This is a genomic window from Streptomyces sp. NPDC090032 (genome assembly GCF_044748025.1).
GTDB lineage: Bacteria > Actinomycetota > Actinomycetes > Streptomycetales > Streptomycetaceae > Streptomyces.
The window spans coordinates 344,957-362,648 of record NZ_JBIVFF010000010.1 but is presented as its reverse complement, the minus strand read 5'-3'; the positions used below and the strand labels follow the sequence as shown (position 1 = coordinate 362,648).

17 protein-coding genes are annotated in these 17,692 nt (G+C 72.5%); 7 read left to right on the top strand and 10 right to left on the bottom strand.

The window, feature by feature from the left end:
* Window positions 1–71: 71 nt before the first annotated feature.
* A complete protein-coding gene (locus ACIPWY_RS26130; RefSeq protein ID WP_393703873.1) occupies window positions 72–2,384 on the bottom strand; it encodes a helix-hairpin-helix domain-containing protein in 2,313 nt (770 codons plus the stop codon).
* On the bottom strand, window positions 2,381–3,364 hold the full coding sequence (locus ACIPWY_RS26125; protein ID WP_362905752.1) for an aldo/keto reductase: 984 nt from the start codon (window positions 3,362–3,364) through the stop codon (window positions 2,381–2,383). The genes ACIPWY_RS26130 and ACIPWY_RS26125 overlap by 4 nt, the downstream gene beginning before the upstream one ends.
* Window positions 3,365–3,492: 128 nt before the next feature.
* Here ACIPWY_RS26125 and ACIPWY_RS26120 point away from each other — a divergent pair, with 128 nt between their 5' ends.
* Complete coding sequence (locus tag ACIPWY_RS26120; RefSeq protein ID WP_356289381.1) at window positions 3,493–4,548, top strand: LLM class F420-dependent oxidoreductase; 1,056 nt, start codon at window positions 3,493–3,495, stop codon at window positions 4,546–4,548.
* A 234-nt stretch (window positions 4,549–4,782) separates the two neighbouring features.
* On the top strand, window positions 4,783–5,571 hold the full coding sequence (locus ACIPWY_RS26115; protein ID WP_393703876.1) for a ferritin-like domain-containing protein: 789 nt from the start codon (window positions 4,783–4,785) through the stop codon (window positions 5,569–5,571).
* Window positions 5,572–5,588: 17 nt separating this feature from the next.
* Here ACIPWY_RS26115 and corA read toward each other — a convergent pair whose 3' ends face one another.
* Window positions 5,589–6,587, bottom strand: coding sequence for a magnesium/cobalt transporter CorA (corA, locus tag ACIPWY_RS26110; RefSeq protein ID WP_393703878.1), 999 nt, complete (start codon window positions 6,585–6,587; stop codon window positions 5,589–5,591).
* 62 nt (window positions 6,588–6,649) lie between these two features.
* Here corA and ACIPWY_RS26105 point away from each other — a divergent pair, with 62 nt between their 5' ends.
* The 5 genes from ACIPWY_RS26105 (at window position 6,650) to mshC (ending at window position 10,739) form a co-directional block, all read left to right on the top strand.
* Window positions 6,650–7,336, top strand: a complete 687-nt coding sequence (locus ACIPWY_RS26105; RefSeq protein WP_362905759.1) for a histidine phosphatase family protein — start codon at window positions 6,650–6,652, stop codon at window positions 7,334–7,336.
* Window positions 7,337–7,436: 100 nt separating this feature from the next.
* A complete protein-coding gene (locus tag ACIPWY_RS26100; protein WP_362905761.1) occupies window positions 7,437–8,027 on the top strand; it encodes a DUF3090 domain-containing protein in 591 nt (196 codons plus the stop codon).
* A complete protein-coding gene (locus ACIPWY_RS26095; protein ID WP_362905763.1) occupies window positions 7,991–8,827 on the top strand; it encodes an SCO1664 family protein in 837 nt (278 codons plus the stop codon). Before ACIPWY_RS26100 ends, ACIPWY_RS26095 begins: the two co-directional genes overlap by 37 nt.
* A gap of 149 nt (window positions 8,828–8,976) precedes the next feature.
* The gene (locus ACIPWY_RS26090; RefSeq protein WP_362905765.1) at window positions 8,977–9,417 is read left to right on the top strand and encodes an SRPBCC domain-containing protein; all 441 of its coding nucleotides are present in this window, start codon (window positions 8,977–8,979) and stop codon (window positions 9,415–9,417) included.
* Window positions 9,418–9,509: 92 nt separating this feature from the next.
* Complete coding sequence (mshC, locus tag ACIPWY_RS26085; protein WP_383887963.1) at window positions 9,510–10,739, top strand: cysteine--1-D-myo-inosityl 2-amino-2-deoxy-alpha-D-glucopyranoside ligase; 1,230 nt, start codon at window positions 9,510–9,512, stop codon at window positions 10,737–10,739.
* 170 nt (window positions 10,740–10,909) lie between these two features.
* Here mshC and ACIPWY_RS26080 read toward each other — a convergent pair whose 3' ends face one another.
* From ACIPWY_RS26080 to ACIPWY_RS26050, 7 genes are all read right to left on the bottom strand, one after another.
* Complete coding sequence (locus tag ACIPWY_RS26080; RefSeq protein WP_393703882.1) at window positions 10,910–11,992, bottom strand: PAC2 family protein; 1,083 nt, start codon at window positions 11,990–11,992, stop codon at window positions 10,910–10,912.
* 183 nt (window positions 11,993–12,175) lie between these two features.
* Complete coding sequence (locus tag ACIPWY_RS26075; RefSeq protein ID WP_362905771.1) at window positions 12,176–12,847, bottom strand: FadR/GntR family transcriptional regulator; 672 nt, start codon at window positions 12,845–12,847, stop codon at window positions 12,176–12,178.
* Between the two features lie 136 nt (window positions 12,848–12,983).
* Window positions 12,984–14,012, bottom strand: a complete 1,029-nt coding sequence (locus ACIPWY_RS26070; RefSeq protein ID WP_362905773.1) for an aromatic ring-hydroxylating dioxygenase subunit alpha — start codon at window positions 14,010–14,012, stop codon at window positions 12,984–12,986.
* A gap of 4 nt (window positions 14,013–14,016) precedes the next feature.
* Complete coding sequence (locus ACIPWY_RS26065; RefSeq protein WP_362905775.1) at window positions 14,017–14,241, bottom strand: recombinase-like helix-turn-helix domain-containing protein; 225 nt, start codon at window positions 14,239–14,241, stop codon at window positions 14,017–14,019.
* 20 nt (window positions 14,242–14,261) lie between these two features.
* Window positions 14,262–15,206 (bottom strand): PDR/VanB family oxidoreductase, encoded by a 945-nt coding sequence (locus ACIPWY_RS26060; RefSeq protein ID WP_393703885.1) that lies wholly within the window; start codon window positions 15,204–15,206, stop codon window positions 14,262–14,264.
* 15 nt (window positions 15,207–15,221) lie between these two features.
* Window positions 15,222–16,850, bottom strand: a complete 1,629-nt coding sequence (locus ACIPWY_RS26055; protein ID WP_393703887.1) for a thiamine pyrophosphate-binding protein — start codon at window positions 16,848–16,850, stop codon at window positions 15,222–15,224.
* Between the two features lie 10 nt (window positions 16,851–16,860).
* Window positions 16,861–17,643, bottom strand: a complete 783-nt coding sequence (locus ACIPWY_RS26050) for an SDR family oxidoreductase (protein ID WP_393703889.1) — start codon at window positions 17,641–17,643, stop codon at window positions 16,861–16,863.
* Window positions 17,644–17,692 lie beyond the last annotated feature (49 nt).

Below are 17,692 nucleotides of genomic sequence, written 5' to 3'. Positions count from 1 at the left end.
GGTGTGAGCGAGTGAGCGAGAGGGGTGGGCGGACTACGGTCCGCCCACCCCTCTCGCCTGCCGCTGTGCGCCTACTGCGTCGGTGGGACCTGTGCCCGCAGCAAGGTCTGCAGGCGCGTCGTGCGCGGCTTGGCCGCGACCTCGGCCACGGCGCGCGGCAGGGCCGCGTCAGCGCCGTGCACCACGGAGAGGTGCCGCTCACCGCGGCCGAACGCCGTGTACACCCACGGGCGGCTCAGCGCCTGCGTCGCGTCGCCCGGCAGCACGACCACCGCCGCGGGCCACCGCAGCCCCACGGCCTGGTGCGCGGTCAGCGCCCACCCGTGCCGCACGGTCCGCTCCACCGCGTCCTGCGGTACGACGACCGGGGTCCCGGCGCAGTCCAGGTGCAGGCCCTCCGCGTCCGCCCGCACCACCCGGCCGGGCAGGGTACGGCCAGGGGCCGGTACGTACGCGATCCGGTCGCCCGGGTCGAAGCCGCCGAAGCGGCCGGGGCCGGGGTTGAGGCGCTCCTTGAGGGCCGCGTTCAGCGCGCGAGTCCCGGCGGCGCCCCCGTGCCCAGGGGTGATGACCTGGGTCTGCTCGGAGGGCACGCCGATCGCGCGCGGCACCGAGTCGGCGACCAGCTGGACGGCCCGGTGGATCGCCTCGGCGGCGTCGCGCACCGGCACGATCACCACCTCCTTGCCGGGGGCCTCCACCTGGTTCAGCTCGCCGATGCCGATGCCGGAGACCAGCTCGCCGACCGGGCCGGGGTCCGGGGTCCGGGAGGCGATCTGGGGGCACACGCGGGCGGCGAGGAGATCCGCGAAGACCCGGCCGGGGCCCGCGGACCACAGGACGGACGGGTCGCCGCTGAGGACGAGCCGCGCTCCGTCGGGGAGCGACTCGGCGAGCATCGCGGCCGTCTCCACGTCCAGCTGCGGCGCGTCCAGGACCACGAGCAGGTCCACCGCGAGAGCGCCGTCCCGGTCCCGGCCCGGGCCCTCGGCGCCGGACAGCAGGCCGGACACGGTGACCGCGATGCCCTCGGGGGCGCCGGGACCGAACCGCTCGGCGAGGCGGCGCCGCCCGTCGGCGCTGTGCGCCGCGGCGCACACGCGCAGGCCGAGGCGGGCCGCGGCCTGGACGAGTGCGGCGGGCTCGGCGCGGGCCGCCTCGGCGCCGGTGTGCAGGACGAGTCCGTGTCCGGCGACCGCCCTGATCAGCTCGGCGGTGGAACCGGCGGCGGCCGCCGCGGCCGGCTCCCAGTCCGCGAGAGCTTGTGAACTGTCTTCCTTAGAGAGGGAGTTGACCAGCCGGGCGAGACCGTCGGCGAGGCTCTCCTCGGCGAGCGCGTACCGCTCCAGGCCGACGAGCACCCGGACCGGACGCTCGGCCTCTTCGCCGTCCTCCCCGCCGTCCTCGTCCTCCGCGCTGGTCTCTTGAGCGCTTTCCGGCGCGCGGGCGGGGCCGCCGGGCTCCTCCAGCGCGTCCTGGAAGACCATCGCGTCACCCTCCGCGATGGCGCTCTGCAGCGCCTCGTCCGGGTTCGGCACGTCGCGCTTGCCCAGCGCCTGAACGAGCACCGGCGCGTCCAGGGCGGTGTGCCCGGCGACCGCGGCCTGTTCGAGCAGCCATACCGTGACGGCGCGGCCCCGGCGCTCGTCGTCGGGGCCGCACTCGGCGCCCAGCAGCGCGCGGGCGAACCCGTCCGCCTGCTCGGGGCGTACCCCCGGGAGCCGCAGAAGCTGCCAGGGGTCGTCCCGGAGCGTGCTGTCCGCGCCCTCGCCGAGCGTCGCGGCGGCAGGTGCGGCGAGCGAGGCGGGGGCGCCGCCCTCGGCCAGCACGGCCCGCACGGCGTCGACCGCCTCCGCGGCCGGTTCGGCGGGGCCCGCGGGCGAGGCGGCCGGCGCCCGGCGGACGGGCTCGGCGACGACCTTGCGGGGAGCCGGTGCGGGCGCGCTGAACGCGGCGGCGGGCCGCTCACCGCTCTCGACGGCCCGGACCGCGGCAAGGAGATCGGCGGCCGTGCCGCTCAGCTTCCCCCCGGCCGCGATGGGCCCTTCCTTGGCCGCCTTGCGCTGAGCGATCCGCTCCTGCAACTCACGCTGCGCGGCGGCCTCGGCAGCGGCCTCGGACACGCCTTCGCCTTCGGCGGCGGCTCCGGCCTGATCGGCGGCGGCGCCGGCACCTTCGTCCGTCTCGGCCGGATCAGGGGTGCCGGTCCCTTCCTCGGTGACGGTCTCCTCCGGGCCGGTCTCCTCCGGGCCGGTCTCCTCCGGGCCGGTCTCCTCCGGGCCGGTTTCCTCGGGGCCGGTGGCCTCCGCGCCTTGCCCGGCGCCGGGCGCGTCGGTGTCGGCCGGGCCCGGGTGGCCCTCCGCGGCAGCGGGCTCCGTACTCACAGCGTGCTCCAGTCCTGATCGGGATAGCGGTGCACGGGCGCCGACACGTCGTCGAGCGCCTGGCAGATCTCGTCAGGAAGACTAAGGGCCTCCACTGACAATGCCGCCGTGAGCTGCTGCGAGTTGCGCGGGCCGATGATGGGGGCGGCCACCCCGGGCCGGTCGCGGACCCAGGCGAGGGCGACCTGGAGCGGCGTCACCGCGAGGCCGTCCGCCGCCGTGGTGACCGCGTCGACGATGCGGGTCGCGGCGTCGTCGAGGTAGGGCGCGACGAAGGGCGCCATGTGGTCGGACGCGCCCCGCGAGTCGGCGGGCGTGGCCTTGCGGTACTTGCCGGTGAGGACCCCGCGGCCGAGCGGTGACGACGGGAGCAGGCCGATGCCGAGGTCGAGCGCCGCCGGCAGGACCTCCCGTTCGACCCCGCGCTGGAGCAGGGAGAACTCCATCTGCGTACTCGCGAGCCGGGTGCGTATACCCGGTGCGGCCAGCTGCCAGGTGCCCGCCTTGGCCAGCTGCCAGCCGCAGAAGTTGGAGACGCCGGCGTACCGGGCGCGGCCGCTGCTCACCGCGATGTCGAGTGCCTGGAGCGTCTCGTCGAGCGGGGTGGCCGGGTCGAAGGCGTGGACCTGCCACAGATCGACGTAGTCCGTGCCGAGGCGGGCGAGGGACGCGTCGAGGGCGGCCAGGAGGTGGCCGCGCGAGCCGTCGAAGCGACGGTCCGGGTCGGGCACGCTCCCCGCCTTCGTCGCGATGACCAGATCGCGCCGCGGCACGAGGCCCTCGACGAGTTGCCCGAGCAGATACTCGGCCTCCCCGCCGCCATAGACATCGGCCGTGTCGACGAGTGTGCCGCCCGCTTCCCAGAAGGTCTTCAACAGGTCCGCGGCGTCGTGCTCGTCGGTGTCGCGGCCCCACGTGAGGGTGCCGAGCCCGATCCGGGACACTCGCAGGCCGGTGCGGCCGAGATGCCTCTGCTCCATGGGCGCTGAGATTACTGGCCGGAAGTCGGTTATTGGGGGCCTGTGGACAACCGGCCTTGGCCGACCGCCGAACGGGCGCGCTAGGGTGCCCGGACAAAGGACGTTACTGATCAGTAAGGGGATCGGCCATGGAGCTCGGCATCAACCTCGGTTACTGGGGCGCCGGAATGGACGCGGACAACCTGGCCGTCGCGCGGGAGGCCGACAAGCTCGGCTACGCCGTCTGCTGGGCCGCGGAGGCCTACGGCTCGGACGCGCCCACGGTGCTCTCCTACGTCGCCGCGCAGACCGAGCGCATCGACATCGGCTCCGCGATCATGCAGATCCCCGCCCGCCAGCCCGCGATGACCGCGATGACGGCCGCGACCCTCGACTCCCTGTCCGGCGGCCGTTTCCGCCTCGGCCTCGGCGTCTCGGGCCCGCAGGTCTCCGAGGGCTGGTACGGCGTGAAGTTCGACAAGCCGCTGGCCCGCACCCGCGAGTACGTCGACATCGTGCGCCGCGCGATGAGCCGCGAGCGGCTGTCGTACGAGGGCGAGCACTGGACGCTGCCGCTGCCGGGCGGCCCGGGCAAGCCGCTCAAGCTGACCGTGCACCCCGAGCGCGAGCACATCCCGCTCTACATCGCGGCGATCGGCCCGAAGAACCTGGAGCAGACCGGCGAGATCGCCGACGGCGCCCTGCTGATCTTCCCGGCCGCCGAGCATCTGGAGGAGACCGCCCTGACCCATCTGCGGGCAGGGCGTGAGAAGGCCGGCAAGACGCTGGAGGGCTTCGACGTCGTCCCGACGCTGCCCCTCGCGCTCGGCGCCGACAAGGACGTGCCCGCGCTCGCCGACATGTTCCGCCCGTACACCGCCCTGTACGTCGGTGGCATGGGCAGCCGGAAGCAGAACTTCTACAACCAGCTCGCCCAGCGCATGGGCTACGAGAAGGAAGCCGCCGAGATCCAGGACAAGTACCTGGGCGGCGACAAGGAGGGCGCGGGGGCCGCTGTGCCGCACCAGCTGATCGACTCGACGACGCTGCTCGGTTCCGTGGAGCGGATCGCCGAGCGGATGCAGGCCTACGCGGCTGCCGGGGTGACGACTCTGACGCTGGCCCCCGCCGGCTTCACGCTCGACGAGCGGATCGCGGCCCTGCGGGCCGGCACCGAGGCCCTGGAGCGGGCCGGACTGGCGTAACGCGGGGGAGGGAAAGTTCTGCGGCCGTGGTGGGGGCTCGGGGGTCTTCCCCGCCACGGCCGTCACGGGTAACAACGCCTCATCCGGCGCCTGGTTACGCCCACAACCCTCTCGCGAGGCCCTTCCTTCGGCCGAGTGGCCCCCCACAGCTGTTGCCCGGTCCTGCATGCCGTATTTGACTCGTTTTGGCGGAACCCCGCACGGAACGCGCGGCGCGCACGGAGGTATCCAGAGATGCTGTCGGCCAAGAGTCTGTTCCAGGAGATCCTCGACGACGACGAGTCCTTCCGGCTCTTCTGCTCCATCGCGGCCAGCGGAGAGGCGCAGGGCGGCTGGGAGAACGGCCGGATCGCCGCGCTCGTCCCCCTGAGCGAGCGTGAACTCGCGCCCAAGGTGGCGCGGCACGGAGCCGACGAGGACAAGCACGGACGGATCTTCAACGCGCTGATGAAGAAGCGCGGCCTGCAACCCGTGGACGTCCCGCCCGAGACCGACTACACGATGCTCCTGGAGAAGCACGGCATCGGCCTCGCGCACGAGCAGCTCAAGGCCGACCAACCGCTCACCGTGCGGGACATCGTCACGTATCTCGCCCACAGCCGGGTCACCGAGCAGCGGGCCTCCGAGCAGATGGACCTGCTGCGCAAGCACTTCGCGGACGACCCCGACATCGGCCGCGCGGTGAAGATGATCTCGGCCGACGAGGACAACCACCTCGCGTACTGCCACGAGGAACTCCTGCGGTTCGCGTACGCGGGCCACGGCCGAGACATCCAGCGCATCCTGCGCGATTGTGCCCTGGAGGAGATCCGCGTCTACCGCGACGTCAGCCTCGCCGTGATGGACCACATGGGCCACATCCTGCGCTGGCCGAAGCCCAAGGCGGCCCTGCTCGCCGCGGGCATCCACGCCGTGTACGCGTATGAGCGCCTGGTCGGCTGGCGGCGGATGGTGTCCCTGGAGATGCCCGAGCGGCGCGATGCGCTGGGCGGGCCCGCGACGAGCGCGGTCGAGTTCGCGTAGGCCCCGCGAGGTGTGCGCTACAGCCAGCCGCGCCGCTTGAACGTGCGGAAGAGCAGAAGCTCCAGGCAGACCATCACGAAGATCACCAGCGGATACGACCACAGCCAGTGGAGTTCCGGCATGTGGTCGAAGTTCATGCCGTAGACACCCGCGATCAGCGTCGGGACCGCGACCATGGCGGCGTACGCCGAGATCTTCCGCATGTCGTCGTTCTGCCGCACGCCCATCTGCGCCAGATGCGCCGACAGGATGTCCGAGACGAGCCGGTCCAGGGCGTCGACGGACTCGTTGACGCGCAGGAGGTGGTCGCTGACGTCGCGGAAGAACGGCCGCGCCGATTCGTTCACGAAGGGCACGGGACCGATGGACGGGCCGGTTCCGGACAGCTTGGCCAGGGGGAGCGTCAGCGGGCCCGTGGCCCTGCGGAACTCCAGGATCTGGCGCTTGAACGTGTAGATCCTGGACGCCGTGTTGCGCGAGCCGCCGCTCTCCGGCGAGAACACCTCGGCCTCCAGCCCCTCCATGTCGGTCTGGAGCTCGCTCGCGACCTCCAGGTAGTGGTCGACGGTCGCGTCGGCGATCGAGTACAGGACCGCGGTGGGCCCGTGCCGCAGCACACCGGGATCGGCTTCGAGCCGCTTGCGTACGGCCTTCAGGGGTGCGCCCTCGCCGTGCCGGACGGTCACGACGAACGAGTCGCCCATGAAGAGCATGACCTCCCCGGAGGAGACCTTGTCGCTGTCCGGCTCGTACACGACCGGCTTGAGCACCACGAACAGCGAGTCGTCGTACACGTCCAGCTTCGGCCGCTGGTGCGCCTTGAGCGCGTCCTCGACGGCCAGCGGATGCAGCCCGAACTCGTCGCTGACCCGCGCGAACTCGTCCTCCGTCGGCTCGTACAGGCCGATCCAGACGAAGGAGTGGCCCTCGGTCCTGGCCTCGGCGAGCGCGTCGGAGAAGTCCGAGGGCCCCTCGGTCCTGCGCCCGTCCCGGTAGATGCCGCAGTCGACGATCACGCTTCGCATTCTTCCCAGGGGGCGCCGGGGCCGCATGTCGCGATGGCCATAGGCTGGCGGGCATGCCCACGCTGATTCTCGTCCGGCACGGACGCTCCACCGCCAACACCGCGGGTCTGCTCGCCGGGTGGACCCCCGGTGTGTCCCTCGACGAGCGCGGCGCCGCGCAGGCCGCCGCGCTGCCGGAGCGGCTGGCCGCGGTACCCCTCACCGAGATCGTCACCAGCCCCCTCCAGCGCTGTCAGGAGACCCTGGCCCCGCTCCTCGCCGCCCGCCCGGAACTCACCCCGCACACCGACGACCGCATCGGCGAGTGCGACTACGGCGACTGGTCGGGCCGTAAGCTCGCCGAGCTCGTCGACGACCCGCTGATGGAGGTCGTGCAGCAGCACCCGTCCGCGGCCGCGTTCCCCGGCGGCGAATCCATGCGGGCCATGCAGCACCGGGCCGCGGAGGCCGTACGCGAGTGGAACGCGCGCGTGGAGCGCGACCACGGCCCGGACGCCACCTATCTGATGTGCTCGCACGGCGACATCATCAAGTCGCTCGTCGCGGACGCCATAGGGCTTCACCTGGACCTCTTCCAGCGCATCTCCGTGGAGCCCTGCTCCGTCACCGCGATCCGCTACACCCGGCTCCGCCCCTATCTCGTCCGCCTCGGCGACACCGGCGATTTCGCGTCGCTCGCCCCGCGCGTGAAGCCGGCCGAGGGGGATGCGCCGGTCGGTGGCGGTGCGGGCGCCCCGTGATCGTCCGCCGCAGTAGGGTGAAGCCGTCGCAGTAACCGCAGTTGTTGCCGCGCTCGATCAAGCAGTCGGTCCCAGCAGTCGATTCCAATGGAGACAGGACGTGTCCCGTCAGGTGTTCCTCTACGACCCCCCGGAGCGCTTCGTGGCCGGCACGGTCGGGCTCCCCGGGCGCCGCACCTTCTTCCTGCAGGCCTCGGGCGGCGCCCGTGTGACGAGTGTGGCCCTGGAGAAGACCCAGGTCGCCGCGCTGGCCGAGCGCATGGACGAGCTCCTCGACGAGGTCGTGCGCCGCAGCGGCGGCAACGCGTCGGTGCCCGCCGTCGCGCCCACGGAGATCCACGACACTGCGCCCCTCGAATCGCCCGTCGACGAGGAGTTCCGGGTCGGCACGATGGCCCTCGCCTGGGACGGCGAGGAGGAGCGGATGATCGTCGAGGCGCAGGCACTCGTCGAGCTCGACGCGGACTCCGACGAGGACCTCGCGGAGGCCGAGGAACGGCTGCTCCAGGACGAGGAGAACGGCCCCCCGATGCTGCGGGTCCGGCTCACCGGCGTACAGGCGCGCGCGTTCGCCAAGCGCGCCCTGGACGTCGTGAACGCGGGACGCCCGCCGTGCCCGCTGTGCAGTCTGCCGCTCGACCCGGAGGGACACGTATGCCCGCGTCAGAACGGATATCGGCGAGGAGCGTGACCGTCACGGACACGGACCTCCTCACCAGGGGCGAGCTGGCGGTCCAGGGACGCATCCGCGAGGCGTCGAACGCGGTGCTCCTGTGCAGGGTCACCCACGAGGGCCGCGAGGCGTCCTGCGTGTACAAGCCCGTCGCCGGCGAGCGCCCCCTGTGGGACTTCCCCGACGGCAACCTCGCCCGGCGCGAGGTAGCCGCCTACGAGGTGTCCGAGGCCCTCGGCTGGAGCCTCGTACCGCCGACCGTCCTGCGCGACGGGCCGTACGGCGAAGGCATGTGCCAGCTCTGGATCGACCAGCCCGAGGAGCCCGCCGAGGGCGGTGAGCTGCTCGCTCTCGTGGAGGGCGAGGAGCCGGGCGACGGGTGGAAGGCCGTCGGCTTCGCCGAGGTCGGCGAAGGGCGCACGGCGCTCCTCGTGCACGCCGACGACGTCAGGCTGCGGCGCCTCGCCGTGCTCGACGCGGTGATCAACAACGGCGACCGCAAGGGCGGCCACCTCCTGGTCGACGCCGAAGGGCGTCTGTTCGGCATCGACCACGGCGTCACCTTCAACACCGAGGACAAGCTGCGCACGCTCCTGTGGGGCTGGGCGGGGGAGCCCCTGACCGAGGAGATGACCGAGGCCCTGAAGGCGCTCACGGCCGCTCTGGGGGCCGGTGAGCCCCTCGCGCTGCGGCTCGCGGAGCTGATCACCGAGGCCGAGCTGGACGCCGTACGCGCACGGGTCGACGCGATGCTCACCAGCGGGAAGCACCGGGAGCCCAGCGGGGAGTGGCCGGCCATCCCGTGGCCGCCCGTCTGAGCCGCCTGGCCGACCCGCCCGTCCGAGCCCGATCTTCCGAGCCCGTCCTTCCGGGGCCCTGCGGTCCGCGCCGTCCGGGGGCGCATGTCAGTGGCTGAGGCTACGTTCGAAGAGTCCCCTCAGGGGACCTCTGGAACGGAGGCCACGCCGTGAAACTGATCGTCGAGGACCGGATCGACCGGCCCGTGAAGGACGTGTTCAACTCCATCGTGAGCCCGGAGGAGCTGTCCAGCTTCTTCACGGCGGACGCATCGGCCCCGATGATCCCCGGCACCACGGTGACCTGGCGTTTCGGCCATGTCGACGCGATGTTCGACGTCGAGGTCGGGCCCGTGGAGACGGACCGGCTGATCTCGTGGAGCTGGCTGGGGGGAGACGTGACCATCGAGCTGGAGCGGGCCGACGACGGCGCGGCCACGCTGCTCAGGATCACCGAGGAGCCCATGGGGGAGGGCCTGGAGGGCGCCGCGCGGGCCGTCGGGCAGACCCAGGGGTGGACGTACTTCGTGACGGGGCTCCGGGCCCATCTGCTGCACGGCATCCGCCACTTCGGACTCTCGGGAGCCATCCGTGCCACGGTGGAGGCCTGACATGGCACCGGAAAGGACCGCAAGAGGGCCTTCCAAGCCATTGGACCTGATCCGGTTCGTATGCGGAAGCTCCGTCCGGTTAGGCTCATGGCATGTATGCCTGGCCCGCTTCTGAGGTCCCCGTCCTGCCTGGCAAGGGCCGCGACCTGAGGATCCACGACACCGCGACCGATGGCCTCGTCACCCTCGAGCCCGGTCCCGTCGCCCGTATCTACGTCTGCGGGATCACCCCGTACGACGCGACCCATATGGGTCACGCGGCGACCTACAACGCGTTCGACCTCGTTCAGCGCGTGTGGCTCGACACCAAGCGGCAGGTTCACTACGTCCAGAACGTGACGGACGTCGACGATCCGCTGCTCGAGCGCGCGATCCGTGACGGCGTCGACTGGACCGGACTCGCGGAGCGCGAGACCGCCCTCTTCCGCGAGGACATGACCGCCCTGCGGATGCTTCCGCCGCAGCACTACATCGGAGCCGTCGAGGCGATACCCGGCATCGTGCCGCTCGTCGAACGGCTCCGGGACATGGGCGCCGCCTACGAACTCGAGGGCGACGTCTACTTCTCCGTCGAGTCCGACCCCAACTTCGGCCAGGTCTCCCGCCTGGACGCCGCGGCGATGCGGCTCCTCTCCGCCGAGCGGGGCGGTGACCCGGACCGTCCGGGCAAGAAGAACCCGCTCGACCCGATGCTGTGGATGGCCGCCCGCGAGGGCGAGCCCAGCTGGGACGGCGGCTCACTGGGCCAGGGGCGCCCCGGCTGGCACATCGAGTGTGTCGCCATCGCCCTCGACCACCTCGGCATGGGCTTCGACGTCCAGGGCGGCGGGTCCGATCTGGCCTTTCCGCACCACGAGATGGGCGCCTCGCACGCGCAGGTCCTCACCGGCGAGTTCCCGATGGCCAAGGCGTACGTCCACGCCGGCATGGTCGCGCTCGACGGCGAGAAGATGTCCAAGTCCAAGGGCAACCTCGTCTTCGTCTCGAAGCTGCGGCGCGACGGGGTCGACCCGGCCGCGATCCGCCTCGCGCTCCTCGCCCACCACTACCGGGCCGACTGGGAGTGGACCGACCAGGTCCTGAGCGACGCGGTCGAGCGGCTCGGCCGGTGGCGCGCCGCCGTCTCCCGGCCCGACGGGCCGTCCGCGACGGCGCTCGTCGAGGAGATCCGCGAGGCGCTGACGAACGACCTCGACGCGCCGTCCGCGCTCCTCGCGGTGGACCGCTGGGCCGCCCTCCAGGCGGAGCAGGGCGGTACGGACGAAGGGGCGCCCGGTGTGGTGTCCCGCGCGGTCGACGCCCTGCTCGGAGTGGCCCTCTAGCCACCTCGGTCCGGGGCTGGTCCCGGACCGGCCCCGGGGTGCACATCCCTCAACCGCCCCCGAACTCCACGGAGTTCGGGGGCGGTCACGTCTGCCCGCCCGGCAGCGTCCGCACAGCGAAAGGGCGGTGCACACCGCGTGTGCACCGCCCCTGCTCAGCCGTCTTCGCCCTACTCCGGCGAGTCCTCCGAGGAATCGTCCCGGGACTCCGAGGAATCCTCCCTGGAGTCCGAGGAATCGTCCCCGGAGCCCGAGGACGCGTCCGTGTCACCCGTCCCACCGGGGGTTTCCGTGCCCGGATCGGGGCGCTGGGGCCGCGGCGGTCGGGTGCGCTCGCTCGGGGTGTCCCGCAGGTACGGGGCCGTGTCCCCGCCGTCCGTCGCATGGCCGGCCGGACCGCCCGCAGGGCCGCCGCCGTCCCTGCGCCGCAGGTAGCGCTCGAACTCGCGGGCGATCGCCTCGCCGGACGCCTCCGGAAGGTCCGCGGTGTCCCGGGCCTCCTCCAGCGACTGCACGTACTCGGCGACCTCGCTGTCCTCCGCCGCCAGCTGGTCCACGCCCAGCTGCCACGCCCGGGAGTCCTCGGCCAGCTCACCCAGCGGAATGCGCAGGTCGATGAGGTCCTCGAGGCGGTTGAGCAGCGCCAGCGTCGCCTTCGGGTTCGGCGGCTGCGACACGTAGTGAGGCACCGCCGCCCACAGGGAGACCGCGGGGACGCCCGCGTGCGTGCAGGCCTCCTGGAGGATGCCGACGATGCCCGTCGGACCCTCGTACTTGGTCTCCTCCAGGTCCATGGTGCGCGCCAGGTCCGGGTCGGACGTGACGCCGCTGACCGGCACGGGCCGCGTGTGCGGGGTGTCGCCGAGCAGCGCGCCCAGGATGACGACCAGCTCGACCCCCAGCTCGTGTGCGAAACCGAGCAGCTCGTTGCAGAACGAACGCCACCGCATCGACGGCTCGATGCCCCGGACCAGGACCAGATCGCGCGGCTTGTCGCCGCCGACCCGGACCACGGAGAGCCGGGTCGTCGGCCAGGTGATCTTGCGCACGCCGCCGTCGAGCCACACCGTCGGCCGGTTGACCTGGAAGTCGTAGTAGTCCTCGGCGTCGAGCGCCGCGAACACCTCGCCCTTCCACTCCTTGTCGAGATGCGCGACCGCGGCGGAGGCGGCGTCCCCGGCATCGTTCCAGCCTTCGAACGCGGCCACCATGACCGGGTCGACCAGCTCGGGAACTCCCTCGAGCTCGATCACCCAGCGCCTCCTTCCGACGTTCCCCCAGCGCCCTGATGGCCTGGGGGGACCCCCATCGCGTACCTGCCCACCTTACGGCGTGCGCGAGGGCCATCCGCAGCCCCCTTGAACGGGGGAGTGACCGGATCACTGCCCCGCGATCCGCCCTCGCACTCCCCGTTCACGCCCGTAGCGGAACCCGCGTCAGAGCGTCGAGCGCAGCCACTGCTCCACGCTCGCGATGTGCACCGTCGCCCACGACCGTGCCGCCTCGGCGTCGCCGTCGCGCAGCGCCGCCAGGATCGCCCGGTGCTCGTGCAGGGTCCTGCTGACCGCGTCCTCCTGCGTCAGACCGCGCCAGACGCGGGCCCGGGTCGTCGGGCCCGACAGGCCGTCGAGGAGCGAACACAGGACCGAGTTGCCCGAGCTTTGCACGATGCCGCGGTGGAACTCCAGGTCGGAGGCGACGAGTTCCTCCACCGAGGGCGCGGAGCCGAGGGCGTCCAGCTGGGCGGCGAGCGCGTCGAGCCGCGCCTCGTCGATCCGGGTCGCGGCCATCGCGGTCGCGGCCGGCTCCAGGATGCGGCGCACCGCGAGGAATTCGAGGACGGTGTCGTCGCGGTGGAAGTCGACGACGAAACTCAGGGCTTCGAGCAGGAGTTGGGGGTCGAGGCTCGTGACGTACGTCCCGTCGCCCTGCCGCACGTCGAGGATGCGGATGAGGGACAGCGCGCGGACGGCCTCGCGCAGGGAGTTGCGGGACAGGCCGAGGTCGGCGGCGAGTTCGCTCTCCTTCGGGAGCCGGTCGCCGGGGCGCAGCGCGCCGGAGACGATCATGCCTTTGATCTTCTCGATGGCCTCGTCGGTGACGGCCATGGCGGCCTCCCTGTCCTCGGTTGGAGCGCCACCGTCTGGAGCGCCGATACCTCCGATGTATCGGCCCATTATGTGGGTAGGGCGGGGGCGCGTGGGGCCGGTGCCGGTGTACTCGCACCGGCCCCACGCCAGGACGTCAGCCCGCGGCGCCGGCCTGGGCCTGCGCGGCCGCCCGGTACATGCGGCGCAGGCGCACCACGCCCAGGTCGTGCTGGTAGAGGTTCTCGCGCTGGTCGGCGTCCGCCGGCATGGCCTCCAGCATCACGCGGTCCTGTTCGAGCACCTCCCAGTGGCGCTTCTCGATGAGGGTCTTGTACAGGAAGCGCCAGGTGTCGCGCTGCCAGCCCTCGACCTTTCGGTAACGCCAGAAGAAGACACCGCAGCGCTGCTCGTCGACCGGGCAGACCATGCCGACGATCCCGAACGGGCCGCCGGGACCGGCCGACGGCGGGTACGGGATCGACAGGTCGACCCAGTCGACGCCGGTGTGACACAGCTCGACCCAGTCGAAGTTGACGCCCCGCTGGTCGGTCTTCTCGAAGAAGTAGCCCCGGTCGGTCTCGCGGATGCGGAACTTGGCCGTCGTGTCACCGTCGAACATGGTGTGCGAGTCGTGGTGCAGGAACGCGCCGTGCATCGGGTCGAGGAGGTTCTCGACGGCGTAGCGCCACGGCACGTCCCACTCCGCGTAGCACAGGATCGCGTCGGTGCCGGGGTCGGTGAGCGGCTCGGGGAGCGTCAACTCGGCGGGTTCCGGGTGCTGTTCGTCGCCGAAGTAGGCGAGCACCGCGCCGCCGGCCTCGCGCACGGGAAGAGACCTGACGAGCTTCTTGCCCTCCAGGCTGCAGCCGGGCAGGCCGGGCACCGAGGAGACGGTGCCGTCGCCCTCGACCTCGACGCCGTGGTACCAGCACGCCACCCGGTCGCCGAGGTGCTTGCCGAGGGACAGGGGCGCACCACGGTGCGGGCAGCGGTCCGCGAGCATGGACAGGGTGCCGTCGGAGCGACGGAACAGGAGCCACTGCTCGCCGAGCGCGGTCACCTTGCGCATGGCGCCGGGCGCGACGAACGAGGACGGCACGACGGGGTGCCACTGGTTGCGCAGGCCCGTCGCGTAGATGTGATCGGCGGTGGAAGCCGCCGAAGCGGTCGTCGTGGCGGTCATCAGGTCACGCTCCCAGTCGGTGCATCTCGGCGCGGAACGATTCCTCGGTCCACGGGGCGCCGTCGGGGGCGTGGACCTGACGGACATTCAGTCCGCGGATGACGTCGGTGAGTTCGTGGCCGTCCTTGGTGAAGACCTCTTCGAGGGTGGCGGCCAGCTTGTACTCGTAGGGGGTGGGTTCGTGCGTACGGGACTGGTGGACGTCCAGGTACGGCCAGGTGGTGGTCACACGTGCCTCCAGGGAAGGGGTTACAGGTCGAGGGCCAGGCGGCCGGAGGCGCAGCGCGAGACGCAGATCATCATCGAGGCGCCCGCGGCCCGCTCGGCATCGGAGAGCAGGAAGTCGCGGTGGTCGGGCGTGCCGTCGAGCACCCGGGTCTCGCAGGACCCGCAGATCCCGTCGCGGCAGGAGCTGGCCACGTCCAGGCCGGCGGCCTCCGCCGCCTCCAGGATCGACGTGCCGGCGCCGACGGTGAGCGTGAGCCCGGAGGTGCGGCACTCGACCTCGAAGCCCTCGTCGTCCACGGCCCGCTCGACGACCGGGGCCGCGAACCGCTCGACGCGCAGCCGGTCCGCCGGGCAGAGGGCCTCGATGGCGGCGAGCAGCGGCTCGGGCCCGCAGCAGTAGACGAGCGTCCCGTCCGGCAGCCCGGCGAGAGTGGACGCGAGGTCGATGTGGCCCTGCTCGTCCTGCGGCACCACCGTCAGATCACCGCCCAGCGCGGCGAGTTCGTCGACGAACGCCATCGACGCACGGCTGCGACCGCCGTACACCATGCGCCACTCGGCGCCCCGGCGCGCGGCCTCGCGGGCCATCGCGAGGATCGGCGTCACACCGATGCCGCCCGCGACGAAGACGTAGCCCGGCGCGTCCTGAAGCGCGAAGTGGTTGCGCGGCGCCGACACCGTGACCCGCCCGCCGGGGCGCAGCTTCGTGTGCACATGGCGCGAACCCCCGCGCGAAGACGGCTCGTCGAGGACACCGATGCGGTACGACGTCGGGGTGCGCGGGTCCGAGCACAGGCTGTACTGGCGGACCTGCCCGCCCACGTGGACGTCGAGGTGCGCGCCGGGTTCCCAGGCGGGCAGGGGCTTGCCGTCCGGGTGGGTCAGTTCGACGGACAGGACGCCGTCGGCCTCCCAGGTCATGCGGTGTACGAGGAGGTCCAGGAGGGTCTCGTCGGTTGCGGTCATGGCTGCGGGGCCTCCCTACGTGGTGGGGATCTTCACGGGCGGGGTGAACGGGTTCTTCATCGGGCCGAGCGCCGCGAGGTCGACCTCGACGAGCGTCGGCCCCTCGGAGGCGACGGCCTCGGAGATCACGGGCTCGGCGTGCTCGGCGGCGGCGATCCGCAGATACGGCAATCCGCAGGCCCGGGCGAGGAGTTCGAAGTCGGGCGTGGCGAGGTCGACGCCTGAGCGGCGGTCGCTGTGCCGGTCCTGCATGTTGCGCAGGACGCCGTAGCCGCCGTCGTTGAACACGACGAGGGTCAGGCGCGGGCGCTCCTGGGCGAGAGTGAGCAGCTCGCCCAGGTGCACGGCGAGCCCGCCGTCACCGGCGATGACGACCGTGGGCGCGTCGGGCCTCGCGAGCGCGGCGCCGATACCCATGCCGAGGCCCTGCCCGATGCCGCCGCCGCGCGGGAAGACGTTGTCGCGCGGGTCGTACATGTCGAGGAGCCGGTTGCCCCAGCTGCTGGACGGGATGGTGACGTCGCGGGCGACGACGGCCTCGCGGGGCAGCGCGGCCCGGATCGCGTCGCAGATCGCGGCCTGCGGGCCGATGTTGTCGTGCAGGGTGGCGCGCACCTCGTCGCGGACCGCGGTGACCCGCGCCGTCCAGCCCGGCTCGGCGGGCTTCGCGTACGGGAGCAGCCGCTCCAGCACGTCGGCGGCGTCGCCGTGCAACGCGTGCCGGGCGGGGTACACGCGGCCCAGCGCGTCCGCGTCCAGGTCGATCTGGAGGTGCGCGGCGGGGAGCTGAAGGGCGTAGTCGGCGGTCTCGTTGGACCGGAAGTGGGTGCCGACCGTGAGGAGCACGTCCGCGTCGGCGAGCAGGGCGCGCCCGGCCGGTGTCGTGGCGAAGTTGCCGACGACCTGCGGGTGGTCCTCGGGGACGGCGCCGCGCCCGGAGTTGGACGTCAGGAGAGCGGCGCCGGTCGCGGCGAGCAGGTCCGCGAGCTGGGTACGGGCTCGGGTCGCGCCGCCACCGGCCCAGATCACCGGACGCTCGGCCGAGGCCAACAGGGCGCCCGCCGCCGCGAGTTCACCCTCGTCGGGCGCGGGCACGGCGGCCTCCGTGAGCATCTCCGCAGCGGAGTCGGTCTGGGCCGCGTACTGGAGGTCGACCGGCCACTCCACGCTCGCGGGGCCGCCCGGCGCGGTGAGCGCGGCGCGGGCCGCCTCGCGCAGGATGCGGCCCGCCGCGTCGGCGGACGGCACGGTCGCGGCGTACTTGGAGACCGCCGTCAGCATGCCCAGCTGGTCCTTGGTCTCGTGGATGAAACCGCGCCCGCTGCCCAGGAACTCCGACTCGACCTGCCCGGTGATGTGCAGGACGGACGTGCCGGACGCCAGCGACTCGATGAGCGAGCCGGCCGCGTTGCCCGCGCCCGTCCCGGTCGAAGTGAGGGCGCAGCCGAGCGTGCCGCGGGCCCGGCCGTAGGCGTCGGCCGCGTTGACGGCGGACGCCTCGTGGCGCACGGGCACGAACCGCAGTTCACGGTCGACGGCCTCGACGAGCGGCAGGTTGTGCACGCTGACGATCCCGAAGACCGTGTCGATGCCCAGTTCCCGCAGGACGGCGACGAGGAGATCGCCTCCGGTGTCGTAACGCATGGTGGTCTCCTCAGAGGATGGAGCGGCCGACGCCGCCGCAGACGTCGATGCTGGTTCCGGTGATGTACGAGGCGCGGGGCGAGAGCAGCGCGACGATCGCGTACGCGACCTCCTCGGCCCGGCCGAGCCGCCCGAGCGCGATCCCGCGGTCGGCGGCCAGCTCCGCCTGCCAGTCCTCGTAGGACAGCCCGGACTCCGCGGCGGCGTGCCGGCGGGTCCACTGGCCGGTGTCGACGAGGCCGAGACAGACCGAATTGACGCGGATCCCCTCGGGGGCGAGTTCGGTGGCCAGGGACTTGGAGAGGTTGAGGATGCCGGCGCGGGCGGCGCTCGTCGTGATCAGCCGGGTCTCGGGCTGCTTGGCGAGGACGGCGTTGACGTTCACGACGGACGCGGCGCCGGATGCGGCGAGGTGGGCGCGGGCGGCGTGCAGCGGGTTGAGGACGCCGGAGAACTTCAGCTCCAGCTCGTCGCGCCAGTCGTCAGCGGTCGACTCGTCCAGGGTCTTCATACGGGACTGGCCCGCGTTGTTGACGAGCCCGTCCAGGCCCCCGAACGTGTCGGCGGTGTGGCTGACGAAGTCCCGTACCGCCGTGGCGTCCCGGACGTCGCAGACGCCGGTCAGGAGGCGGTCGCTGCCGAGGCGCGCCGCCGCCTTCGCGAGGCGGTCGGCGTCACGGCCGCAGGTCGCGACACGCGCGCCTTCGTCCAGAAGGGCGCGGACCGTGGCCAGGCCGACGCCCGAGCTGCCGCCGGTGACCAGGACGGTCCGGTCGGCGAGGCCCAGATCCATAACTCTGCACTCCAGTGGGTCAATTCAACTAGTTCGGCATGTTCGGTCA